The 22,446-nt window shown below is 56.0% G+C and carries 20 protein-coding genes; 17 read left to right on the top strand and 3 right to left on the bottom strand.

Annotated elements, in window-relative coordinates; genetic code table 11:
- The first annotated feature begins 20 nt into the window (after window positions 1-20).
- From HV318_RS07820 to HV318_RS07810, 3 genes are all read left to right on the top strand, one after another.
- Window positions 21-1,457, top strand: a complete 1,437-nt coding sequence (locus HV318_RS07820) for a sugar porter family MFS transporter (RefSeq protein ID WP_182272301.1) — start codon at window positions 21-23, stop codon at window positions 1,455-1,457.
- Window positions 1,457-2,305: an aldose 1-epimerase gene (locus HV318_RS07815; protein WP_182272300.1), complete on the top strand. Its 849-nt coding sequence runs from the start codon at window positions 1,457-1,459 to the stop codon at window positions 2,303-2,305. Before HV318_RS07820 ends, HV318_RS07815 begins: the two co-directional genes overlap by 1 nt.
- Before the next feature lie 73 nt (window positions 2,306-2,378).
- On the top strand, window positions 2,379-3,518 hold the full coding sequence (locus HV318_RS07810) for a 3-phenylpropionate MFS transporter (RefSeq protein ID WP_182272299.1): 1,140 nt from the start codon (window positions 2,379-2,381) through the stop codon (window positions 3,516-3,518).
- On the opposite strand, the gene csiE is transcribed toward HV318_RS07810, so the two are convergent.
- Window positions 3,519-4,796 carry a stationary phase inducible protein CsiE gene (csiE, locus tag HV318_RS07805; protein WP_182272298.1) on the bottom strand — a complete coding sequence of 426 codons (1,278 nt, stop codon included), beginning with the start codon at window positions 4,794-4,796 and terminating at the stop codon, window positions 3,519-3,521.
- Window positions 4,797-4,921: 125 nt separating this feature from the next.
- Here csiE and HV318_RS07800 point away from each other — a divergent pair, with 125 nt between their 5' ends.
- The gene (locus HV318_RS07800) at window positions 4,922-5,560 is read left to right on the top strand and encodes a DUF1007 family protein (protein WP_182272297.1); all 639 of its coding nucleotides are present in this window, start codon (window positions 4,922-4,924) and stop codon (window positions 5,558-5,560) included.
- Window positions 5,551-6,531 carry a nickel/cobalt transporter gene (locus tag HV318_RS07795; protein ID WP_182272296.1) on the top strand — a complete coding sequence of 327 codons (981 nt, stop codon included), beginning with the start codon at window positions 5,551-5,553 and terminating at the stop codon, window positions 6,529-6,531. Before HV318_RS07800 ends, HV318_RS07795 begins: the two co-directional genes overlap by 10 nt.
- A 67-nt stretch (window positions 6,532-6,598) precedes the next feature.
- On the opposite strand, the gene suhB is transcribed toward HV318_RS07795, so the two are convergent.
- Window positions 6,599-7,402: an inositol-1-monophosphatase gene (gene suhB / locus HV318_RS07790; RefSeq protein WP_182272295.1), complete on the bottom strand. Its 804-nt coding sequence runs from the start codon at window positions 7,400-7,402 to the stop codon at window positions 6,599-6,601.
- 131 nt (window positions 7,403-7,533) lie between these two features.
- Between suhB and trmJ the strand changes: the two genes are divergently transcribed.
- The 11 genes from trmJ (at window position 7,534) to sseB (ending at window position 16,333) form a co-directional block, all read left to right on the top strand.
- Window positions 7,534-8,265, top strand: a complete 732-nt coding sequence (gene trmJ / locus HV318_RS07785; RefSeq protein WP_182272294.1) for a tRNA (cytosine(32)/uridine(32)-2'-O)-methyltransferase TrmJ — start codon at window positions 7,534-7,536, stop codon at window positions 8,263-8,265.
- Window positions 8,266-8,486: 221 nt separating this feature from the next.
- Window positions 8,487-8,978, top strand: coding sequence for a Fe-S cluster assembly transcriptional regulator IscR (iscR, locus tag HV318_RS07780; protein ID WP_182272293.1), 492 nt, complete (start codon window positions 8,487-8,489; stop codon window positions 8,976-8,978).
- Between the two features lie 184 nt (window positions 8,979-9,162).
- A complete protein-coding gene (gene iscS / locus HV318_RS07775) occupies window positions 9,163-10,377 on the top strand; it encodes a cysteine desulfurase (protein WP_182272292.1) in 1,215 nt (404 codons plus the stop codon).
- Window positions 10,378-10,404: 27 nt separating this feature from the next.
- A complete protein-coding gene (gene iscU / locus HV318_RS07770; RefSeq protein ID WP_003860661.1) occupies window positions 10,405-10,791 on the top strand; it encodes a Fe-S cluster assembly scaffold IscU in 387 nt (128 codons plus the stop codon).
- Window positions 10,792-10,804: 13 nt separating this feature from the next.
- Window positions 10,805-11,128: an iron-sulfur cluster assembly protein IscA gene (gene iscA / locus HV318_RS07765; RefSeq protein WP_003860659.1), complete on the top strand. Its 324-nt coding sequence runs from the start codon at window positions 10,805-10,807 to the stop codon at window positions 11,126-11,128.
- Window positions 11,129-11,205: 77 nt separating this feature from the next.
- Window positions 11,206-11,721 carry a co-chaperone HscB gene (hscB, locus tag HV318_RS07760; protein ID WP_182272291.1) on the top strand — a complete coding sequence of 172 codons (516 nt, stop codon included), beginning with the start codon at window positions 11,206-11,208 and terminating at the stop codon, window positions 11,719-11,721.
- Between the two features lie 14 nt (window positions 11,722-11,735).
- Window positions 11,736-13,586: a Fe-S protein assembly chaperone HscA gene (gene hscA / locus HV318_RS07755; RefSeq protein WP_182272290.1), complete on the top strand. Its 1,851-nt coding sequence runs from the start codon at window positions 11,736-11,738 to the stop codon at window positions 13,584-13,586.
- Between the two features lies 1 nt (window position 13,587).
- Window positions 13,588-13,923 carry an ISC system 2Fe-2S type ferredoxin gene (gene fdx, locus HV318_RS07750; protein WP_182272289.1) on the top strand — a complete coding sequence of 112 codons (336 nt, stop codon included), beginning with the start codon at window positions 13,588-13,590 and terminating at the stop codon, window positions 13,921-13,923.
- 1 nt (window position 13,924) lies between these two features.
- Window positions 13,925-14,125 (top strand): Fe-S cluster assembly protein IscX, encoded by a 201-nt coding sequence (gene iscX / locus HV318_RS07745; protein WP_182272288.1) that lies wholly within the window; start codon window positions 13,925-13,927, stop codon window positions 14,123-14,125.
- A gap of 53 nt (window positions 14,126-14,178) precedes the next feature.
- Entirely contained in the window at window positions 14,179-15,465 is a 1,287-nt protein-coding gene (gene pepB / locus HV318_RS07740; RefSeq protein ID WP_182272287.1) for an aminopeptidase PepB, read from the top strand.
- Window positions 15,466-15,556: 91 nt separating this feature from the next.
- On the top strand, window positions 15,557-16,333 hold the full coding sequence (gene sseB / locus HV318_RS07735) for an enhanced serine sensitivity protein SseB (protein WP_182272286.1): 777 nt from the start codon (window positions 15,557-15,559) through the stop codon (window positions 16,331-16,333).
- A 49-nt stretch (window positions 16,334-16,382) separates the two neighbouring features.
- Here the strand turns inward: sseB and sseA are convergent, their stop codons facing one another.
- The gene (sseA, locus tag HV318_RS07730) at window positions 16,383-17,234 is read right to left on the bottom strand and encodes a 3-mercaptopyruvate sulfurtransferase (RefSeq protein WP_182272285.1); all 852 of its coding nucleotides are present in this window, start codon (window positions 17,232-17,234) and stop codon (window positions 16,383-16,385) included.
- Between the two features lie 258 nt (window positions 17,235-17,492).
- Between sseA and HV318_RS07725 the strand changes: the two genes are divergently transcribed.
- Entirely contained in the window at window positions 17,493-22,445 is a 4,953-nt protein-coding gene (locus HV318_RS07725; protein WP_182272284.1) for an alpha-2-macroglobulin family protein, read from the top strand.
- Window position 22,446 lies beyond the last annotated feature (1 nt).

Raw genomic sequence — 22,446 nt, 5'->3', positions numbered from 1 at the left:
TCCCTTATAGAGGAATCAAAATGAATAACGCGCAGACACATCTCAAAATGGGCTACATCTGGACGATCTGTCTGGTGGCGGCCTGCGGTGGTTTATTGTTTGGTTATGACTGGGTGGTGATTGGTGGTGCGAAGCCGTTTTATGAGGCGTACTTTTCGATTACCGATCCTGCTCAGTCTGGCTGGGCGATGAGTTCTGCTCTGGCCGGATGCGTGTTTGGCGCGCTCATTTCTGGCTGGTGCGCCGACCGTCTCGGACGAAAGATCCCGCTAATTCTCTCGGCAATCCTGTTCAGCGCGTCGGCGTTGGGTACGGCGCTGGCGAGCAATTTCGATATGTTCATTATCTACCGCATTGTCGGTGGGTTGGGGATTGGTCTGGCGTCGGCATTGAGCCCGCTCTATATCGCCGAGGTCAGCCCGGCGGAAAAGCGTGGACGCTTTGTTGCCGTTAACCAACTGACCATTGTTATCGGTGTGCTGGCGGCACAGTTGGTAAACCTGATGATTGCCGATCCTGTTGCCAGCGGTGCCACGCAGCAAACACTCCTCAACACCTGGAACGGCCAGGTGGGCTGGCGCTGGATGTTTGGTGCAGAGCTGCTCCCGGCAGTGGTCTTTCTGGTGCTGATGTTCCTGGTGCCTGAATCACCGCGCTGGCTGATGAAAGCCGGAAAAACGGAGCGTGCCCGGGCCACACTTGAACGAATTGGCTCCACGGCTTATGCCAGTCAAACCTTGCAGGAAATAGCCCAGACGCTGGTGAAAGACAACAACAAAGTCTCTTACTCTGCGCTGCTCGCCCCTCAGGTTAAACCCATCGTCATTATCGGGATGGTGCTGGCGGTGTTTCAGCAGTGGTGCGGTATCAACGTCATCTTTAACTACGCGCAGGAGATATTTGCCTCCGCCGGATTTGATATCAACGGAACCCTGAAATCCATCGTTGCCACCGGTATTATCAACCTGGTCTTTACTATCGCGGCATTGCCGCTGGTGGATAAACTTGGGCGACGCAAGCTAATGTTACTGGGCGCAAGTGGTCTCACCGTGATCTACGTGCTGATTGCCGGAGCTTATGCGTTGGGGATCATGGGGTGGCCGGTACTGGTGCTGGTTCTGGCGGCTATTGCCATTTATGCCCTGACGCTGGCCCCGGTAACCTGGGTGCTTCTCTCTGAGATCTTTCCTAATCGCGTGCGTGGTATGGCGATCTCGCTGGGAACGCTGGCGCTGTGGATCGCGTGCTTCCTGCTCACCTACACCTTCCCGCTGCTGAATGCCGGGTTGGGCGCAGCGGGCAGCTTCCTGCTGTACGGGATCATCTGCGCGCTGGGCTTCATCTATATTCTGCGAAATGTCCCTGAAACCAAAGGTGTGACGCTGGAGGCACTGGAAACCCAGCTGGCGCAGCGACACGGGGTGGCCCCTGCGGTTAAGCAGGAACAGGCACACTGATGGTGCAGGCTATTACTCTGGAAAACGCGCATCTGCGGTTGCGCGTTGATCCACAAGGTGGTGCGATAAACGCGCTGTTCTCACTCCATCATCAGCGCCCTGTTTTGCAGGCACCGCCGGGCCAGCAGCCGCTGTTTCCAATGCTGCCGCTGGCAAATCGGGTCGCCGGGAATCGGTTTTTGCTGCATGGTCGTGAGGTGGTATTACCGAAAAGCCCGCGTGACACCGATTTTTATCTGCATGGTGACGGTTGGATCAAGCCGTGGCAGGTTGTTTCCTTCTCCGCCACCGAGTGTGTATTACAGCTTCGAAGCATAGAGCCCTGCGGCTTCGACTATCTGGTGCAACTGTGTTACCGACTTGTCGATAATGCGTTCCATGTCAGTCTGACGCTCACCCACTGTGGCACAGAACCCATGTTGTATGGATTAGGGGCTCATCCCTGGTTCTGTTTTGAACCTGGGAGTACGGCACAGTTCAGCGCCAGCGGCTACTGGCCGGAAGGGGAAAACCACCTGCCGCTGCAATGGCAGGGGGAGCTACCCGCTCACGCGGATTTTCATTCGGCGCAATATGGACGAGATGAGTGGCTGAATGTCTGCTATTCCGGCTGGAGTGGGCAGGCGATATTGCGAAATAATGAGATGGAAATCACACTTATTTCGCAAACTCCCTGGTTGATGCTATTCAGAATGTCGGGGCAGTCATTTCTTTGCCTTGAACCTCAAAGCCACCCGGTAAATGCCCACCAGATGCCGGGACAGCCAGGTTTGGTGATGCTTTCTGGCGGGGAGGAAACCCATTTTTCAATGGCAATAGTGGTCAATTCAACAGTGGAAAAATGTTAATTTATTGTTAATTCTACACTTGCGCCTCCCGGCGTTTACCGCCAGACTAGCGCCTTCATTTCGGGAGGGATTCATGGTTTTGCATTCCACGCGCTGGCTGGCGCTCAGCTATTTCACCTACTTTTTTAGCTACGGCATTTTTCTGCCTTTCTGGAGCGTCTGGCTCAAAGGCATCGGGCTTACCCCAGAGACCATCGGTGTGTTGCTTGGCGCAGGACTGGTGGCGCGATTTCTGGGAAGCCTGCTGATTGCACCGCGCGTCAGCGATCCCTCCTTACTGATTAAAGCGGTGCGTATTCTGGCGCTGTTGACGCTGGTCTTTGCCGCCTGTTTCTGGGTCAATAACACGTTTGCCTGGCTGATGGTGGTAATGGTGGGTTTTAACCTGTTCTTCTCACCGCTGGTTCCGCTGACGGATGCGCTGGCGAACACCTGGCAAAAGCAGATTACGATGGACTATGGCCGCGTGCGCCTGTGGGGGTCTATTGCCTTTGTCATCGGCTCCGCGCTGGTGGGGAAACTGGTCAGTCTCTACGATTACCATGCGATTCTGGCTCTGCTGAGTCTGGGTATCGCCTCTATGCTACTGGGGATGTTGCTGCGTCCGTCAGTGATGCCGCAAGGGGAAAGCCGACATCAGGAAAGCGCAGGCTGGCCCGCCTGGCGTAGCCTGGTGACACAAAGCTGGCGGTTCCTGGCCTGTGTCTGTCTGCTCCAGGGGGCGCATGCCGCGTACTATGGCTTCAGCGCCATTTACTGGCAAGGCGTGGGTTACTCCGCGTCTGCCATTGGTTACCTGTGGTCGCTTGGCGTGGTCGCTGAAGTGGTTATCTTTGCGCTCAGTAAAAAACTATTCCGACGCTTTGGCGCGCGTGATTTGTTACTGCTCTCCGCCGTGTGCGGCGTGATCCGCTGGGGCATTATGGGCTGGACAGCCGAACTACCGTGGCTGATTGTGGCGCAGATCCTGCACTGTGGTACCTTCACCGTGTGTCATCTGGCGGCGATGCGTTATATCTCAGCGCGTGAGGGTGGGGATGTTATCCGCCTGCAGGCGGTCTATTCTGCGGTGGCAATGGGCGGTAGTATTGCCGTGATGACGGTCTTTGCGGGCTTCCTCTACCAGCATCTGGGGCACGGCGTGTTTTGGGTGATGGCACTGGTTGCATTGCCTGCGATGATCGTTCGCCCAAAAGTGGTCGCGCGCGCGTAACTACGATTCCAGCATGGCGCGAATATGTTCTTGTTGCTGCGCGTTCAGCGCCTCAACGGCGTGGATCAGCGGCGGCGAGAACAGTGGCAGAGCGGTCGGGTAAGGGGTAATCACCAGTGCGGCTTCGCGCGGTGCCCCCTCTCTCTGGAAGGTCTGCAGCGTCAGATAGCGAATGTTGAGCGGGAGCAACGTCAGTTCCCGCAACTGTTGCTCAATCAACGCTTCGCATTCTTTATCCGTTCCCGTCAGTAACACCACCTGTTTTTCATGCAGATCGGTCTCCTGCATCAGCCAGGCACCAAAAATCACGGCGACCAGGCTCATCTCTTCATCGGAGAAACGTAGCCCAAATTCAGCTTCCAGTTCAAATAACGCCTCTTTGGTGGTGCGCAGCAGGCGCGGGTAAAGGCGGTGGATCTCTTCTGGCAGGCTGTTATCAATACCGATTTCAAACAGTGAGCGGTCAAGCGCCTGGGCAAGATGAATATACAGCTGATCGGTCAGCCCTTGCTCATCGCTAAAGTTCATTCCCGTCTGCGCCCGAAAGCGCGCAATCATTCGCACAATTGTCCGGCGCAAACGCTGATCCTGCTGGTGTTTATCGAGCACCGGATCGGGGGTGCGCAGCATCATAAACAACAGTGCCAGAAACAGGTGTTCATCCGTGTGAGGAGCCTGAGGAACGCGCCGTTTCCAGTGACGTACGATCTCCTGCGCGGTGAAATATTCCCCCCGCGACTGCGCCCAGCTGCGCTGAATACGGGAAAACTGCGGCGTATTGCCCTGATGATGCTGAATCAGACAATATTGCAAATAGAGCTGCAAAAACTGGATATCGCGGCACTCAAACTGGCGCTGAAGCTTGCGTGAGCAGAAGTTGATCAGCGCCCGCAGGTTAGTATCGTCGTAGAGAGGACGGGCAATTCCGTGTCGTTTAAGCGCGGTTTTTAGCGCGGGAGTAAACTGGTGCGAGACAAAATGAGGGCAAAGCCGGAGCGCCCTGCGCAGCCAGTGCAGCAGGCATAAACGCTGATTCAGGGCAGAACCTTCAATTCGGTAGCTGCCGTCAGGGTGCGTGACGATATCAAGCCGGTGATAGCGCTGGATTTCATCGCGCGTCTCGGCTATATCTTGCCGTGCCATAGCGTCGTCCACGCCATTGGCAGCGATTATACTCTGTGCGGTGACGACAGCATCGGGCAGGTAAAGCATCAAAAGCACCTGGCAGCGGCGCTGCGAACTGGAAAGCACAGATGGAATTTCAAGCGTCGTCATCATCTGTCGGGTATCCAGTGTGAATGTTTGATAAGGATAGCTAAAGGATGGGCGCTGAAAAGCGCACCGGCAGGCCTTTCACTCAGGATTGCTGGTGAACATCACAGAATTTTTGACGTGAGGAATTGATGCAAATAGTTAAACAAAGTGCGATGACGTTATTTTTGGCGGTTTCCACTTTCGCCGCCAGCGCACATCCTCACAGTTTTATCAGCCTGAAAACCGGGCTGGTAACCGACGGGGGGCAGCTCAGTGGCCTTAAAATGCGCTGGACGATGGATGAAATCACCTCGGCTGACCTGCTTTATGATGCGGGAAACGCAAAGCCAGGCGATGAGATCTGGAAAAAGCTGGCGGCGGAAGTGATGGCTAACGTACTGGGTCAGCACTACTTCACGGAGTTCTGGCATAACGGGCAAAAGGTGAAATTTCTGAACCGCCCGACGGAGTACGGTATGTCGCGCGATGGTCATCAGGCGGTGTTAACGTTTGTGCTCCCGCTGGCGCAACCTCAGCCGCTGGCAGGACAGACGTTCACCTTCTCAACCTTTGACCCGACTTACTACGTTGATATGAGCTACGCAGAAGACAGCGACGTGCAACTGCCCGCGACGCTGCAAAAAACCTGCAAAATAGCGGTTCACACGCCGAAACCCAGCGAAGAGACGCTGAACTTTGCGGTCTCACTCGACAAGGAAGATGCCCCACCTGAGGATATGGAGTTGGGTAAACAGTTCGCGCAGGAGGTGACGTTACAATGTCAGTGATCGCCTCTCCGGTTCGGAAACCGCGCCGCTGGCTACACCTCTGGCCGCTGGCGCTCTTTTTGCTGTTAGCCATTTTCGGTTCGCTGTGGCTGTGGCAAGCCTGGCCCCAGGTGCTGATGAAAAGCATCATCTGGCAGCGCGAGCTTAACCAGCAGATGAGCGGGCTGCTGAAGGCCGTGGCGGAAAACCCGACAAAAGCGGGTGGCTCTCTGCTGGCGTTCAGCTTTATCTACGGCGTACTGCACGCTCTGGGGCCGGGGCATGGCAAGATTGTGATCACCACCTGGCTTGCCACCCATCCTTCGAAACTGAAATCAAGCATCGGTCTGACGCTGGCCTCTTCACTGCTTCAGGGCGGCGTGGCGATTGTGCTGGTCGCGGTCGTCCTTTCGCTTTTACAACTTCCTGCTCGTCAGTTGCACATGAGCAGTTTCTGGCTGGAGAAGGGGAGCTATGCGCTGGTGGGTGTGCTGGGGCTCATCCTCTGCTGGCGGGCGTTGAAAAAACTGCGCCAGTTACTGCAAAAACCCAAATTTAAAACCTTTATGCCGCATCACGTGCATGATGCCCACTGCGGCTGCGGACACCAGCATCTGCCGACGCAGGAACAGCTGCAGAACGGCGACGACTGGCGCGCACGTTTAATGATCGTTCTTTCGATGGGAATGCGCCCGTGTTCGGGAGCGATTATGGTGTTGCTGTTCAGTAAGGTGATCGGTGTTTTCGGCTGGGGGATGCTCTCGGCGCTGGCGATGGCCGCGGGAACGTCACTCACTATTTCGTCGCTGGCGTTGCTGGTACACAGCTTCCGTCAGCTGGCGGTAAAACTCAGCGGTAATAAAACACCGGTGCTATGGCGACAGATAGGGTGGACAACGCTCGCGCTGGCGGGCGGCGTAATTTTGCTGGTGGCGGCGATAACGATGTGGATGAGTGCGGTGCCGGTGGGCAGGGGATTGAGGCCGTTTTAGTCGGGTGTGGTCTGATGTCCTCACCCTGACTTTAACCCTCTCCCACGGGGAGAGGGAATGACCGGGATTAACGCTTCAGCGCGTCACTCAGTTCATCACGCATGTTTGCCAGCATGGCTTTAACGACGCGAGGGTTGCCTGCAACGATGTTGCCGGTAGACATATAGTTGTGGCCACCGGTGAAGTCGCAAACAATCGCACCTGCTTCACGTGCGATCAGCTCGCCCGCAGCAAAGTCCCACGGCTTCAGTGCCAGTTCGAAGTAACCGTCAACGCGGCCGGTCGCAACGTAGGCCAGATCCAGCGCAGCAGAACCGGTGCGACGGAAGTCAGCACATTCGGTGAACAGTTTGCCCAGGATATTCATATAGGTGGTTGCGTGCTGTTTCGCCTTGAACGGGAAACCGGTCGCCAGAATGGTACCGTCCAGATCGCGTGCATTGCTGCAGCGCAGACGGTAGCCGTTCAGCTGTGCGCCCTGGCCACGGGTGGCGGTGAACAGTTCGTTACGCATTGGATCGTAAACCACGGCGACTTCAGTACGGCCTTTGATGCGTACTGCAATAGATACAGAGAAGTGTGGCAGGCGTTTTACAAAGTTGGTGGTGCCATCCAGTGGATCGATAACCCATTGAACATCCTGATCGGTACCTTCATGTTCACCGCTTTCTTCGGTGATGATGGTGTGCTGCGGGTAAGATTTGCGGATCGTTTCGATAATAATCGCTTCTGCGGCTTTATCGACGTTAGTCACGAAATCATTGCTGCCTTTCTGGCTGGTTTCTACGGAGTCAGGGGTTTCGTAGTGTTTGGCAATTACATTACCCGCCTTGCGCGCTGCGCGCACGGCGATGGTCAGCATCGGATGCATCGGTCTCTCTCACTGGATGTTAAAGAACGGGAAAATCGGCGCAGAGTATAGCAGCGAGATCGGAATCTGTCTCTCGTTTATGGTAATATGTCCGAATATTCTTCAGACACTGAATTCAGACGTAAAAAAATATGCTGCAAAACATTCGAATCGTGCTGGTCGAAACCTCGCACACCGGCAATATGGGCTCTGTTGCTCGCGCTATGAAAACGATGGGTTTAACAAACCTGTGGCTGGTTAACCCACTAGTGAAACCAGACTCTCAGGCGATTGCCCTGGCGGCCGGAGCCAGTGATGTGATCGGCAACGCACAGATTGTCGATACTCTGGACGAAGCGCTGGCAGGCTGCAGCCTGGTGGTAGGAACCAGCGCCCGTTCACGTACGCTGCCGTGGCCAATGCTGGATCCGCGCGAATGCGGCCTGAAAAGTGTCGCTGAAGCAGAACAGGCACCGGTTGCGCTGGTGTTTGGCCGCGAGCGCGTTGGCCTGACCAACGACGAGCTGCAGAAATGCCACTACCACGTCGCGATTGCGGCCAACCCGGAATACAGCTCGCTGAACCTGGCGATGGCCGTGCAGGTTATTTCCTATGAAGTGCGCATGGCATGGCTGGCGACGCAGGAAAAAGAGAGTGCAGAGCCTCAGGAAGAGACAGCGTACCCGCTGGTGGATGACCTGGAGCGCTTCTATGGTCACCTGGAGCAGACGCTGCTTTCCACCGGTTTTATCCGCGAAGGTCATCCGGGGCAGGTGATGAATAAGCTGCGCCGCATGTTTACCCGCGCACGCCCTGAAAGCCAGGAACTGAACATCCTGCGCGGCATTCTGGCGTCGATTGAGCAGAAGAATAAAGAAGAGTAGTACCTGTTTGGTATCTCCCTCTCCCCGTGGGAGAGGGGCGGGATGAGGGCATCAGGCCGCACCCATGCTATGAAGGCACAGAAAGTTAAATACCTGACTAAAACAGTCAAGTAAATAGTTGACCAATTTAGTCGGGAATGTCAGACTTGGCCCTGCTATGCAATACCCCCATTTTACAATAAAAAACCCCGGGCAGGGGCGAGTTTGAGGTTAAGTAAGACATGAGACTGACATCTAAAGGGCGTTATGCCGTAACCGCGATGCTGGACGTTGCACTCAACTCCGAAGCGGGCCCGGTTCCATTGGCAGATATTTCTGAACGACAAGGGATCTCCCTCTCTTATCTGGAACAGCTGTTCTCCAGACTGCGTAAAAATGGACTGGTTTCCAGCGTTCGTGGCCCAGGTGGCGGTTATCTGCTGGGTAAAGACGCGGGCAGTATTGCGGTAGGTGAAGTCATTAGCGCAGTTGACGAATCTGTTGACGCGACCCGTTGCCAGGGTAAAGGTGGTTGCCAGGGCGGCGATAAGTGCCTGACCCACGCGCTGTGGCGCGATCTGAGCGACCGTCTGACCGGCTTCCTGAACAACATCACCCTGGGTGAACTGGTTAATAACCAGGAAGTTCTGGATGTCTCTGGCCGTCAGCACAACCATGATTCACAACGCAGCACCCGCGCGCAAGACGCAATCGACGTTAAATTACGCGCTTAATTTGCTCGTTATATTTTGTGCAGCAACTGCGCTGGCCGCACTTGCTGCAACACGAACTATTTAGGGCAAAGATTATAAGATTTCAGAATCAGGCCGGGGCGAAGACAGCCCCGAGTACTCGGTCGTACATCCAGCCGGTTGCCTGATTCCTTGCATTGAAGCGATGTACGGAGTTTATAGAGCAATGAAATTACCTATCTATCTCGATTACTCCGCAACCACGCCGGTGGACCCGCGTGTTGCCGAGAAAATGATGCAGTGTCTGACCCTGGACGGAAACTTTGGTAACCCAGCTTCCCGTTCACACCGTTTTGGCTGGCATGCTGAAGAGGCGGTCGATATCGCCCGTAATCAGATTGCTGACCTGGTGGGTGCCGACCCGCGTGAAATTGTTTTCACCTCCGGTGCGACCGAATCCGACAACCTGGCGATCAAAGGTGCAGCCAACTTTTATCAGAAAAAAGGCAAGCACGTCATCACCAGCAAAACCGAACATAAAGCCGTGCTGGATACCTGCCGCCAGCTGGAGCGTGAAGGGTACGAAGTGACCTATCTGGCTCCGCAGAGCAACGGGATCATCGACCTGAAAGAGCTCGAAGCGGCGATGCGCGATGACACCATCCTGGTTTCCATCATGCACGTGAACAACGAAATCGGCGTCGTACAGGATATCGCGACCATTGGCGAAATGTGCCGTGCGCGCGGCATCATCTATCACGTGGATGCGACCCAGAGCGTGGGCAAACTGCCTATCGACCTGAGCCAGCTGAAAGTGGATCTGATGTCCTTCTCCGGCCACAAAATCTATGGCCCGAAAGGCATCGGTGCGCTGTACGTGCGTCGTAAGCCACGTATCCGCATCGAAGCACAGATGCACGGCGGTGGTCACGAGCGCGGCATGCGTTCAGGTACTCTGCCTGTTCACCAGATCGTGGGTATGGGTGAAGCGTACCGCATTGCGAAAGAAGAGATGGAAACCGAGATGGCGCGCCTGCGCACATTGCGTAACCGTCTGTGGGACGGCGTGAAAGATATGGAAGAAGTGTATCTGAACGGCTCCCTCGAGCAGGGCGCTCCAAACATCCTCAACGTCAGCTTCAACTATGTTGAAGGTGAGTCGCTGATCATGGCGCTGAAAGACCTGGCGGTTTCTTCCGGTTCTGCCTGTACGTCTGCAAGCCTGGAGCCATCCTACGTGCTGCGTGCACTGGGTATGACCGACGAGCTGGCACACAGCTCTATCCGTTTCTCTTTAGGTCGTTTCACTACCGAAGAAGAGATTGACTACACCATCAAGCTGGTTCGCAACTCCATTGGTCGTCTGCGCGATCTTTCTCCACTGTGGGAAATGTTCAAACAGGGCGTGGATCTGAACAGCATTGAATGGTCACATCACTAATCGGTACCCAATAAGGAGAATTCAATCATGGCATACAGCGAAAAAGTCATCGATCATTACGAGAACCCGCGCAACGTTGGCTCTTTTGACAACAGCGATGAATCTGTCGGTAGCGGCATGGTCGGTGCACCGGCGTGCGGCGACGTGATGAAGTTGCAGATTAAAGTCAACAATGAAGGTATCATTGAAGACGCGCGCTTCAAGACCTACGGCTGCGGTTCTGCTATCGCTTCCAGCTCCCTGGTAACCGAATGGGTAAAGGGAAAATCTCTGGACGAAGCACAGGCAATCAAGAACACGGACATTGCTGAAGAACTCGAACTGCCACCGGTGAAAATTCACTGCTCTATCCTGGCAGAAGACGCGATCAAAGCCGCTATTGCGGATTATAAAAGCAAACGTGAAGCAAAATAATTGAGGTTTGAGTATGTCGATTACCCTTAGCGACAGCGCTGCCGCGCGAGTAAGCTCTTTTCTGGCGAACCGTGGTAAAGGCTTTGGCCTGCGACTGGGCGTACGTACCTCCGGCTGTTCTGGTATGGCTTACGTACTGGAGTTTGTTGATGAACCGGCGTCTGACGACACCGTGTTTGAAGACAAGGGCGTGAAGGTGGTGGTCGATGGCAAAAGCCTGCAATTCCTCAACGGCACTCAGCTGGACTTTGTAAAAGAAGGCCTGAACGAAGGGTTCAAATTCACGAACCCGAACGTCAAAGACGAGTGTGGTTGCGGCGAAAGCTTCCACGTTTAACCGTGCGTCATCCGATGAACCCCACCGCAGTAACCTGTGCGTGGGGTTTGTTTTAATCGGCTACCCCTGAGATTGTTATGGATTACTTCACTCTCTTCGGACTACCCGCTCAATACCCGATTGATCTCCAGGCGCTGACGATCCGTTTTCAGGATCTGCAACGTCAGTATCATCCGGACAAATTCGCCAGTGGTACTCAGTCAGAGCAATTGGCTGCGGTTTCACAATCTGCGACCATCAACCAGGCCTGGCAGACGCTGCGCCACCCGCTGACGCGCGCAGAATATCTGCTTTCGCTCCACGGTTTTGACCTGGCGAGCGAACAGCACACCGTGCGCGACACGGCGTTTTTGATGGAACAGCTGGAACTGCGTGAAGAGCTGGATGAGATTGAACAGGCTAAAGACGAAGCGCGTCTGGAAAGCTTCATCAAACGCGTGAAGGGCATGTTCGATTCCCGCCATCAGCTGATGGTGGCGCAACTGAACGACGAGACCTGGGATGTAGCGGCAGACACTGTGCGCAAACTCCGTTTTCTCGATAAACTGCGAAGCAGTGCTGAACAACTCGAAGAAAAGCTGCTCGATTTTTAATTTCGGAAGCAATTATGGCCTTATTACAAATTAGTGAGCCTGGCTTAAGTGCCGCACCGCACCAGCGTCGTCTGGCGGTGGGTATTGACCTGGGCACCACCAATTCCCTCGTGGCGACCGTGCGTAGCGGCCAGGCGGAAACGCTGGCTGACGAGCAGGGCCGCCATCTGCTGCCTTCCGTGGTCCACTACCAACAGCAGGGTCACGTGGTTGGCTATGACGCACGCGCGAACGCTGCGCGCGATCCGGCTAACACCATCAGCTCTGTGAAGCGCATGATGGGCCGTTCTCTGGCCGATATTCAGACCCGTTATCCGCATCTGCCGTATCAACTGCAGGCAAGTGAAAATGGCCTGCCGATGATGGCAACGGCAGCCGGCCTGCTGAACCCAATCCGCGTCTCGGCAGACATCCTCAAGGCGCTGGCAGCGCGTGCTACGGCAACGCTCGGCGGCGATCTGGACGGTGTGGTGATCACCGTTCCGGCCTATTTCGATGATGCACAGCGTCAGGGTACCAAAGACGCGGCGCGTCTGGCGGGCCTGCACGTTCTGCGTCTGCTGAACGAACCGACGGCAGCCGCTATTGCCTACGGCCTCGACTCTGGTCAGGAAGGGGGGATTGCGGTTTACGATCTCGGCGGCGGGACTTTTGATATCTCTATTTTGCGCTTAAGCCGTGGCGTTTTTGAAGTGCTGGCCACCGGCGGAGATTCCGCGCTGGGTGGTGATGACTTCGACCATCTGCTGGCCGATTTCATTCGCGAGCAGGCGGGCATTGCCGATCGCAGCGATGCGCGTTTACAGCGTGAACTGCTGGATGCGGCTATCGACGCCAAAATTGCGCTCAGCGACGCGCAGGCTGTCACGGTTAACGTGGCGGGCTGGCAGGGTGAAATCACCCGTGAACAGTTTAATGACCTGATCACTTCTCTGGTAAAACGCACGCTGCTGGCCTGCCGTCGCGCACTGAAAGATGCGGGTGTTGAGGCAGACGACGTGCTGGACGTGGTTATGGTGGGTGGCTCTACCCGCGTACCGCTGGTGCGTGAGCGCGTAGGTGAATTCTTTGGCCGCACGCCGCTGACCTCCATCGATCCGGACAAAGTGGTTGCCGTTGGCGCGGCTATCCAGGCCGATATTCTGGTCGGCAACAAACCAGACAGCGAAATGCTGCTGCTCGATGTGATCCCGCTCTCTCTGGGGCTGGAAACGATGGGCGGCCTGGTGGAGAAAGTGATCCCGCGTAATACCACCATTCCGGTGGCGCGTGCGCAGGAGTTCACCACCTTTAAAGATGGTCAGACCGCGATGTCCATCCACGTGATGCAGGGCGAACGCGAACTGGTGCAGGACTGCCGTTCACTGGCGCGCTTTGCGTTGCGCGGTATTCCGGCACTGCCAGCGGGCGGGGCGCATATTCGCGTCACCTTCCAGGTGGATGCGGACGGCCTGCTGAGCGTCACGGCGATGGAAAAATCGACCGGCGTTGAATCGTCCATCCAGGTGAAACCGTCTTACGGTCTGACCGATGGCGAAATCGCCTCCATGATTCAGGATTCAATGAGCTACGCCGAACAGGATGTGAAGGCGCGCATGCTGGCTGAACAAAAAGTGGAAGCCGCTCGCGTGCTGGAAAGCCTGAACGGCGCGCTCGCTGCTGATGCCGCGCTGCTCAGCGCCGCTGAGCGTCAGGTCATTGACGATGCCGCCGCGCACTTAAGCGCAGTGGCGGAAGGCAATGACGCTGACGCAATAGAAGAAGCCATTAAAAACGTTGATAAACAAACCCAGGACTTTGCTGCTCGCCGCATGGACAAATCTGTCCGCGTCGCGCTGAAAGGCCAGTCCGTGGACGAGGTTTAATATGCCAAAGATTGTTATTTTGCCTCATGCGGACCTCTGTCCGGATGGTGCAGTTCTGGAAGCGAAGACCGGTGAAACCATCCTCGATGTTGCCCTGCGTAACGGTATCGAAGTGGAACACGCCTGTGAAAAATCCTGCGCCTGTACGACCTGCCACTGCATCGTGCGTGAAGGTTTCGACTCTCTCGCTGAGAGCACCGAAGACGAAGACGACATGCTGGATAAAGCATGGGGTCTGGAGCCAGACAGCCGCTTGAGCTGCCAGGCCACGGTGACCGATGAAGATCTGGTCGTGGAATTCCCACGCTACACCATCAACCACGCACGCGAGCATTAATATGGGACTGAAGTGGACAGATAGCCGTGAAATCGGCGAAGCACTCTTTGATGCTAACCCGGACCTCGATCCGAAAACCGTACGATTCACCGACATGCATCAGTGGATTTGCGATCTGGAAGATTTTGATGATGATCCCAACGCATCCAATGAAAAAATTCTGGAGGCGATTCTGTTAGTCTGGTTAGATGAGGCTAACTAAATCACATTACGGGCTGCCTTCAGGCGGCCCGTTTGCTAATAAGGATAAATAAAATGACCGAAGCGATGAAGATTACGCTCTCTACACAGCCTGCGGATGCACGCTGGGGCGAAAAAGCCACTTACAGCATCAACAACGACGGTATTACCCTGCACCTGACTGGCAACGATAATTTGGGGCTGATCCAGCGCGCGGCGCGTAAAGTGGATGGCCTGGGTATTAAACATGTCCTGCTGGACGGTGAAGGCTGGGATACTGACCGCAGCTGGGCATTCTGGGCAGGTTACAAAGGCCCGAAAGGCACCCGTAAAATTGAGTGGGCGAACCTCGACGCTGCGGGCCAGAAAGAGCTGGAAAGCCGTCTGACCATTATCGACTGGGTGCGTGACACCATCAACGCCCCGGCGGAAGAGCTTGGTCCTGAGCAGCTGGCACAACGTGCCGTTGACCTGTTGTGCGGCGTGGCGGGCGATAAGATGTCTTACCGTATTACCAAAGGTGAAGACCTGCGCGAACAGAACTACATGGGGATCCACACCGTGGGCCGCGGTTCTGAACGTCCTCCGGTGCTGCTGGCTCTCGATTACAACCCAACCGGTGATAAAGAAGCGCCAGTCTTTGCCTGCCTGGTCGGCAAGGGCATCACCTTCGATACCGGCGGTTACAGCCTGAAGCAGAGCGCATTCATGGACTCCATGAAGTCCGATATGGGCGGTGCGGCCACTATTACCGGTGCGCTGGCATTCGCCATCACCCGTGGTCTGAACAAACGCGTGAAGCTCTACCTGTGCTGTGCAGACAACATGGTCAGCGGTAATGCCTTCAAGCTGGGCGACATCATTCGCTACCGTAACGGTAAAAACGTCGAAGTGATGAATACCGATGCAGAAGGCCGCCTGGTACTGGCCGATGGCCTGATTGACGCGTCTGCGCAGAAGCCAGAGCTGATTATCGACATGGCAACCCTGACCGGTGCGGCGAAAACTGCGCTGGGTAACGACTACCACGCACTGTTCAGCTTTGACGACAAGCTGGCAGCCCGCCTGCTGGCGAGTGCCGCTGCGGAAAACGAACCGTTCTGGCGTCTGCCGCTGGCCGAGTTCCATCGTAGCCAGCTGCCGTCTAACTTTGCCGAGCTGAACAACACCGCAAGTGCAGCGTACCCGGCGGGTGCGAGCACTGCAGCAGGCTTCCTGTCTCACTTCGTAGAGAACTACCATGAAGGCTGGCTGCACATTGACTGCTCCGCAACGTACCGTAAAGCGGCGGTTGAGCAGTGGTCTGCGGGCGCGACCGGTCTGGGCGTACGTACCGTTGCGAACCTGCTGACGGCTGAGTAATCGTCATTGCCCTCACCCTAACCCTAACCCTCTCCCTCTCCCTTGAGGGAGAGGGCCGGGGTGAGGGGGAAATGCATCATCTGGAATTGTTATGTCCGAAACCAAAAACGAATTAGAAACCCTGCTGGAACAGGCGGCGACCGAGCCCGCCCACCGTCCGGCATTTTTCCGCACGTTGCTGGAATCCACCGTCTGGGTGCCGGGAACCGCAGCAGAAGGTGAGCAGGTCGTTGAAGACAGTGCGCTGGATCTGCTCCACTGGGAGAAGGACGATGGCACTTCGGTGATCCCGTTCTTCACCTCTCTGGAAGCGCTGCAGGAAGCGGTGGAAGACGAACAGGCGTTCGTCGTCATGCCCGTTCGCACGTTATTTGAAATGACGCTGGGTGCAACGCTGTTCCTCAACGCCAAACTGCCGACCGGGAAAGAGTTCACGCCGCGTGAAATTAGCCATCTGATTGGCGAAGAAGGTAACCCGCTCAGCACGCAGGAAGTGCTGGAGGGGGGCGAGACGTTGCTGTTATCAGAAGTGGCAGAACCGCCTGCGCAGATGATTGACTCCCTGACCACGCTTTTCAAAACCATCAAGCCGGTGAAACGCGCGTTCCTTTGCTCCATTAAAGAGCGTGCGGACGAGCAGCCAGTGCTGCTGATTGGTATTGAAGCGGACGGTGATATCGAAGAGATCATTCAGGCGACGGGAAGCGTTGCCACCGATACGTTGCCGGGCGATGAGCCAATTGATATCTGTCAGGTGAAGAAAGGTGAGAAGGGCATCAGCCACTTTATTACCGAGCACATCACGCCGTTCTATGAGCGTCGCTGGGGCGGGTTCCTGCGCGATCTCAAAACCAACCGCATTATCTAAACGCGGCGGGGTGAAGACTCATCCCGCCGTATTTCTTAGCAGGCCGCTCTCAGCGGGTAGGCTCAGGCTCAACCGGCAGATCGTCGCGGGCTCCCCATTCGCTCCAGGCTCCGTCGTACAGCGTCACGTCGTTTGCGCCGAGGGTTGCAAGCGCCAGAATCACCACGCACGCCGTCACGCCAGATCCACAGCTGGCAATAATCGGACGATGTAAATCGACGCCCTGACGGTCAAAAATGGTGTGCAGCTCGTCGGTAGTTTTCAGTTCACCCTCAAACACCAGATCGCCCCACGGTACGTTCAGCGCACCCGGAATATGACCACGCTTCAGGCCAGGACGAGGCTCATCGGCTTCGGCGTTGAAACGTGGTGCGGGGCGGGCATCGACAATTTGTGCCGTTTTTTCATGACTGATAACCAGAACATCGGTCAGGCGTTTCACGACGTTTGCGTCAAACGTTGCGTCGAAATCCCCTTCAGGCAGCGTCACGTCACCTTGTTGCAGTGGCAGCTCGTCGCGCTTCCAGCCTGCGAGACCGCCCGCCAGAATTGAAACTTTTTCGACGCCGAAGTTTTTCAGCATCCACCACGCACGCGGCGCAGAGAAGAGGTTACCTTCGTCGTAGACCACCAGGTGCTTGTCACGACTAACGCCAAGCTCGCGCATCGCCACGGAAAACGCTTCCGGGCGCGGCAACATGTGTGGCAGAGAAGAGGTGTGGTCGGACAGGGCTTCGATATCAAAAAACACTGCACCTGGCAGATGCCCTGCGCGGTATTCGCCGGGAACATCGCGGTGCTCTTGCCCGGGAGGGGCCATCCGGGCATCAATAATCTGGACTTCCGGGTCGTCACTGTGCTCAATCAGCCAGTCGGTGGCGACAAAATATGAGGTGGACATGGTTGCCTCCATTCTTTTCCGTTAAAAAAGGATTGTCGGTGTTTTTTCTGACACCGACAAGCAGAGCGCGTTCAACTCGCGAGCAAGCCCTTATTTTTTCACCGCTTCGTCATCCTGTCCGGTTTTTTGCCGGGGCTGGGTCCCTCGCTTTGCGAGGCGCTTTCCAGATTCTAAAATTGGACTTTTTGTATTAATCAAACTTGAGGATAATACTTATCCGGATGACGACCAACAGGCTCCACGGGCCAGGGACAAAGGATGAAACCGTTTCGCTTAGCCGCGATTTCTCTCGCGCTACTCACCACCTTCACGTTTGTCGGCTGTGATAACAGCGACAATAAACCTCAGGCTGTATCACCCGCAGCATCAACGGCAACTGCAGTAAAAACACCGGAAAAACCCGATGCTGAAACGCTGGCAAAACTGGCTGCACAGAGTCAGGGCAAGGCGCTAACCCTGCTGGATACCTCTGAAGTTCAGCTCGACGGTGCCGCTACGCTGGTACTGACGTTCTCTGTTCCGCTGAATCCCGATCAGGATTTTGCAAAGACGGTGCACGTGGTGGATAAGAAAAGCGGCAAAGTGGACGGGGCGTGGGAGCTTGCGCCGAACCTGAAAGAGCTGCGTCTGCGCCATCTGGAACCAAACCGCAATCTGGTCGTTACCGTTGAACGTGACCTGCAGGCGCTGAACAAGGCGACCTTTGGTATCGATTACGAAAAAGCGCTGACTACCCGGGACGTTGAGCCGACCGTTGGCTTCGCCAGCCGTGGCTCGTTGCTGCCAGGTAAAGTGGTGGAAGGTCTGCCGGTGATGGCGCTTAACGTCAACAACGTGGATGTGAACTTCTACCGCGTGAAGCCTGAGTCGCTGGCCTCCTTTGTCAGCCAGTGGGAGTACCGTAACTCCCTGACCAACTGGGAGTCCGATAACCTGCTGAAGATGGCGGAACTGGTTTACACTGGCCGTTTTGACCTCAACCCGGCGCGCAACACGCGTGAGAAACTGCTGCTACCGCTGCGTGATATCAAGCCGCTTCAGCAATCTGGTGTCTACATCGCAGTGATGAACCAGGCCGGACACTACAACTACAGCAATGCCGCGACGCTCTTCACACTAAGTGATATTGGGTTGTCCGCTCACCGTTATCATAACCGTCTCGATATCTTCACCCAGAGTCTGGAAAACGGTGCGGCGCAATCTGGCGTAACCGTCACTCTGTTGAATGACAAAGGGCAGACACTTGCCCAGGCGAACAGCGATGCCGACGGCCATGCAAAACTGGAGACAGACAAAGAGGCGGCGCTGATTCTGGCCAGCAAAGATGGCCAGACCACTCTGCTTGATCTCAAGTTACCAGCGCTTGATCTGGCGGAATTTGATATTGCAGGTAGTCCGGGCTACAACAAGCAATTCTTTATGTTTGGCCCGCGTGATCTCTACCGCCCGGGTGAAACGGTGATCCTCAACGGCTTATTGCGCGACAGCGACGGCAAACCGCTTCCTGCCCAGCCGGTGAAACTTGATGTACTGCGCCCGGACGGACAGGTGGCTCGCACCGTGGTCGTCCAGCCTGAGAACGGCCTCTACCGCTTTAATTATCCGCTCGACAGCGGAGTGCAAACCGGGATGTGGCATATTCGTGCCAATACGGGCGATAACCTGCAGCGCCTGTGGGATTTCCACGTTGAAGATTTTATGCCGGAGCGTATGGCGCTGAACCTGACCGGACAAAAAACGCCGGTTTCGCCACAGGATACTGTCGATTTTAACGTAGTGGGTTATTACCTGTATGGCGCACCTGCCAATGGTAACTCGCTGCAGGGCCAGCTCTTCCTGCGTCCGCTGCGTGACGCCGTTACTGCACTGCCGGGGTTCCAGTTTGGTGATATCGCCGAAGAGAACCTGAGCCGTAGCCTGGATGAAGTGCAGATTACGCTGGATGAACAGGGGCGTGGACAGGTTTCCACAGAAAGTCAGTGGAAAGAGGTGCATTCCCCTCTGCAACTGATCTTGCAGGCCAGCCTGCTGGAATCTGGTGGTCGTCCGGTGACGCGTCGTGCCGAGCAGGCTATCTGGCCTGCTACCGAATTACCGGGTATTCGCCCACAGTTTGCCAGCAAGGCAGTGTACGACTACCGCACGGAGACTACCGTCAACCAGCCGATTGTTGATGAAAACGGTAACGCCAGCTTCGACGTTGTGTATGCCGATGCTACTGGCGCGAAAAAGGCTGTTTCCGGGCTTCAGGTTCGTCTGATCCGCGAGCGTCGTGACTACTACTGGAACTGGTCAGAGAGCGATGGCTGGCAGTCTCAGTTTGATCAAAAAGATCTTGTGGAAGGTGAACAGGAACTGACGCTCAAGGCCGATGAGACAGGTAAAGTCACCTTCCCGGTGGAGTGGGGCTCCTACCGTCTGGAGGTCAAAGCACCCGATGAGATGGTCAGCAGCGTGCGCTTCTGGGCAGGTTACAGCTGGCAGGATAACAGCGACGGTACCGGTGCTGCTCGCCCTGACCGCGTAACGCTAAAAATCGATAAGCCTGCTTACCAGCCCGGCGATACCATTCAGCTACATATTGCGGCACCGGCTGCGGGCAAAGGCTATGTGATGATCGAATCCAGCGAAGGGCCGCTGTGGTGGAAAGAGATCGATGTACCGGCAAATGGGCTGGATCTCTCCATTCCGGTGGATAAAACCTGGAAACGTCATGATCTTTACCTCAGCACGCTGGTGGTTCGCCCGGGTGATAAATCCAAATCGGCCACGCCGAAACGCGCGGTCGGGTTGTTGCATCTGCCGATGGGTGACGAAAATCGTCGACTGAATATCGCCCTGGATAATCCGCAGAAGATGCGTCCTGACCAGACGCTGTCCGTGAAGGTGAAGGCCAGCGTGAAAGAGGGCGCAGTACCGCAGAAAGTGAACGTACTGGTTTCGGCGGTCGATAGCGGCGTACTGAATATTACCGACTATGTCACGCCGGATCCGTGGCAAGCCTTCTTTGGTCAGAAGCGTTATGGCGCGGATATCTACGATATCTACGGCCAGGTGATCGAAGGGCAGGGCCGTATGGCTGCACTGCGCTTTGGTGGTGACGGTGATGAACTGAAGCGCGGCGGTAAGCCGCCAGTGAACCATGTCACTATTATTGCGCAGCAGACACAACCGGTAGAGCTGGATGCCAACGGCGAAGGCACCATTACGCTGCCGATTGGTGATTTCAACGGCGAGCTGCGTCTGATGGCGCAGGCCTGGACGGAAGAGGATTTCGGCAGCAGCGAAAGCAAGGTGATTGTGGCCGCGCCGGTCATTACCGAACTCAACACACCACGCTTCCTCGCCAGCGGAGATACCTCCAGACTGACGCTGGATATCACTAACCTGACTGACCAGCCGCAAACGCTGAACGTCGCCTTAACCGCGACCGGCAAGCTGACGCTGGAAGGCGCTCAGCCACAACCGGTTCAGCTCGCTCCAGGTGTCCGCCGCACCATGTTCATTCCGGTGCGTGCGCTGGATGGTTATGGTGATGGTGAGATTAGCGCTCAGGTGACCGGCCTTCAGCTTCCTGGTGAGACGTTTGCACCGCAGCAGAAGAGCTGGAAAATCGGTGTCCGTCCGGCATTCCCGGCACAAACGGTGAATACCGGGGCGATGCTGAACCCTGGCGAGTCATGGACCGCACCAGCGCAGCATATCAACGGTTTCTCTCCTGCAACGTTGCAGGGCCAGCTGTTGCTTAGCGGTAAACCGCCGCTGAATCTGGCGCGCTACATTCGTGAACTGCAGGCTTATCCGTACGGCTGTCTGGAACAAACTACCAGTGGTCTGTTCCCGTCGCTCTATACCAACGCAGCACAGTTGACGACGCTTGGCATCAAAGGCGATACGGACGATAAACGCCGCGCGGCCATTGATATCGGTATCTCCCGTCTGCTGCAGATGCAGCGTGACGACGGGGGCTTTGCACTGTGGGATAAAAACGGCCCGGAAGAATACTGGCTGACCGCCTACGTTACTGACTTCCTGGTTCGCGCAGGCGAGCAGGGCTACAGCGTACCCACCGATGCGGTAAACAATGCTAATAACCGTCTGCTTCGTTACCTGCAGGACCCCGGCACAATGTCCATCCGCTACAGCGATGACACGCAGGCCAGCAAGTTTGCGGTGCAGGCGTATGCCTCGTTGGTACTGGCGCGTCAACAGAAAGCACCGCTCGGTGCGCTACGTGAGATCTGGGATCGCCACGGGCAGGCGGCTTCTGGTCTGCCCCTGATGCAACTGGGTATGGCACTCAAATTGATGGGGGATGCACCGCGCAGCCAGCAGGCGCTGGATCTGGCGCTTAAGACGCCGCGTAACGACAGCAAAAACTGGATGGCGGATTACGGTAGCCCGCTTCGTGATAACGCCCTGATGCTCTCTCTTCTGGAAGAGTACAAGTTGTTGCCGGATGCGCAAAATGCACTGCTCAATACCTTATCTGAAGAGGCATTCAGCCAGCGCTGGCTGTCAACGCAGGAGAGTAATGCGTTGTTCCTGGCCGGACGTTCACTGCAAACTCTGAGCGGGGCATGGCAGGCGAAAACGTCTCTGTCGGATACTGCATCTGGCGGTGACAAGGCGCAGGTACAAAACGTGAACGGTGACCAGCTTGGCGCACTGCAGGTAACCAATACCGGCACTGCACCGCTGTGGGTACGCCTTGATAGCACGGGTTATCCGGAATATGCGCCTCAGCCAGCGTCTAATGTACTGCAGGTTGAACGTCATATTCTGGCGACCGATGGCAGCACAAAATCACTCTCTTCACTGAAGAGCGGCGAACTGGTGCTGGTGTGGCTTGACGTTAAAGCCAGCCAGAACGTACCGGATGCACTGGTGGTGGATCTGCTCCCGGCGGGGCTGGAACTGGAAAACCAGAATCTGGCGAACAGCAGTGCCAGCCTGCAGGACAGCGGCAGCGAAGTGCAGAACCTGCTCAGCCAGATGCAGCAGGCAGATATCCAGCATATGGAATTCCGCGACGACCGCTTTGTGGCGGCTGTGCCGGTTAATGAAGGACAACCAGTCACGCTGGTTTATCTGGCGCGCGCCGTGACGCCGGGAACCTACCAGGTACCTGTCCCGATGGTGGAGTCCATGTATGTTCCGCAGTGGCGGGCAACGGGTGCAGCCAGTGGCCCGCTGATTGTTGTTCCGTAAT

Origin of the sequence: Enterobacter sp. RHBSTW-00901 (assembly GCF_014103115.1) — a bacterium.
Taxonomy (GTDB): Bacteria; Pseudomonadota; Gammaproteobacteria; order Enterobacterales; family Enterobacteriaceae; genus Enterobacter; species Enterobacter cloacae_P.
This window is presented reverse-complemented; position numbering and strand designations above follow the sequence as displayed.

What these genes read in the sequence shown, in the direction of transcription:
- HV318_RS07820 (WP_182272301.1), top strand. Translation starts at nt 21, where the DNA reads ATGAATAACGCGCAGACACATCTCAAAATGGGCTACATCTGGACGATC.
- HV318_RS07815 (WP_182272300.1), top strand. Translation starts at nt 1,457, where the DNA reads ATGGTGCAGGCTATTACTCTGGAAAACGCGCATCTGCGGTTGCGCGTT.
- HV318_RS07810 (WP_182272299.1), top strand. Translation starts at nt 2,379, where the DNA reads ATGGTTTTGCATTCCACGCGCTGGCTGGCGCTCAGCTATTTCACCTAC.
- csiE (WP_182272298.1), bottom strand. Translation starts at nt 4,796, where the DNA reads ATGATGACGACGCTTGAAATTCCATCTGTGCTTTCCAGTTCGCAGCGC.
- HV318_RS07800 (WP_182272297.1), top strand. Translation starts at nt 4,922, where the DNA reads ATGCAAATAGTTAAACAAAGTGCGATGACGTTATTTTTGGCGGTTTCC.
- HV318_RS07795 (WP_182272296.1), top strand. Translation starts at nt 5,551, where the DNA reads ATGTCAGTGATCGCCTCTCCGGTTCGGAAACCGCGCCGCTGGCTACAC.
- suhB (WP_182272295.1), bottom strand. Translation starts at nt 7,402, where the DNA reads ATGCATCCGATGCTGACCATCGCCGTGCGCGCAGCGCGCAAGGCGGGT.
- trmJ (WP_182272294.1), top strand. Translation starts at nt 7,534, where the DNA reads ATGCTGCAAAACATTCGAATCGTGCTGGTCGAAACCTCGCACACCGGC.
- iscR (WP_182272293.1), top strand. Translation starts at nt 8,487, where the DNA reads ATGAGACTGACATCTAAAGGGCGTTATGCCGTAACCGCGATGCTGGAC.
- iscS (WP_182272292.1), top strand. Translation starts at nt 9,163, where the DNA reads ATGAAATTACCTATCTATCTCGATTACTCCGCAACCACGCCGGTGGAC.
- iscU (WP_003860661.1), top strand. Translation starts at nt 10,405, where the DNA reads ATGGCATACAGCGAAAAAGTCATCGATCATTACGAGAACCCGCGCAAC.
- iscA (WP_003860659.1), top strand. Translation starts at nt 10,805, where the DNA reads ATGTCGATTACCCTTAGCGACAGCGCTGCCGCGCGAGTAAGCTCTTTT.
- hscB (WP_182272291.1), top strand. Translation starts at nt 11,206, where the DNA reads ATGGATTACTTCACTCTCTTCGGACTACCCGCTCAATACCCGATTGAT.
- hscA (WP_182272290.1), top strand. Translation starts at nt 11,736, where the DNA reads ATGGCCTTATTACAAATTAGTGAGCCTGGCTTAAGTGCCGCACCGCAC.
- fdx (WP_182272289.1), top strand. Translation starts at nt 13,588, where the DNA reads ATGCCAAAGATTGTTATTTTGCCTCATGCGGACCTCTGTCCGGATGGT.
- iscX (WP_182272288.1), top strand. Translation starts at nt 13,925, where the DNA reads ATGGGACTGAAGTGGACAGATAGCCGTGAAATCGGCGAAGCACTCTTT.
- pepB (WP_182272287.1), top strand. Translation starts at nt 14,179, where the DNA reads ATGACCGAAGCGATGAAGATTACGCTCTCTACACAGCCTGCGGATGCA.
- sseB (WP_182272286.1), top strand. Translation starts at nt 15,557, where the DNA reads ATGTCCGAAACCAAAAACGAATTAGAAACCCTGCTGGAACAGGCGGCG.
- sseA (WP_182272285.1), bottom strand. Translation starts at nt 17,234, where the DNA reads ATGTCCACCTCATATTTTGTCGCCACCGACTGGCTGATTGAGCACAGT.
- HV318_RS07725 (WP_182272284.1), top strand. Translation starts at nt 17,493, where the DNA reads ATGAAACCGTTTCGCTTAGCCGCGATTTCTCTCGCGCTACTCACCACC.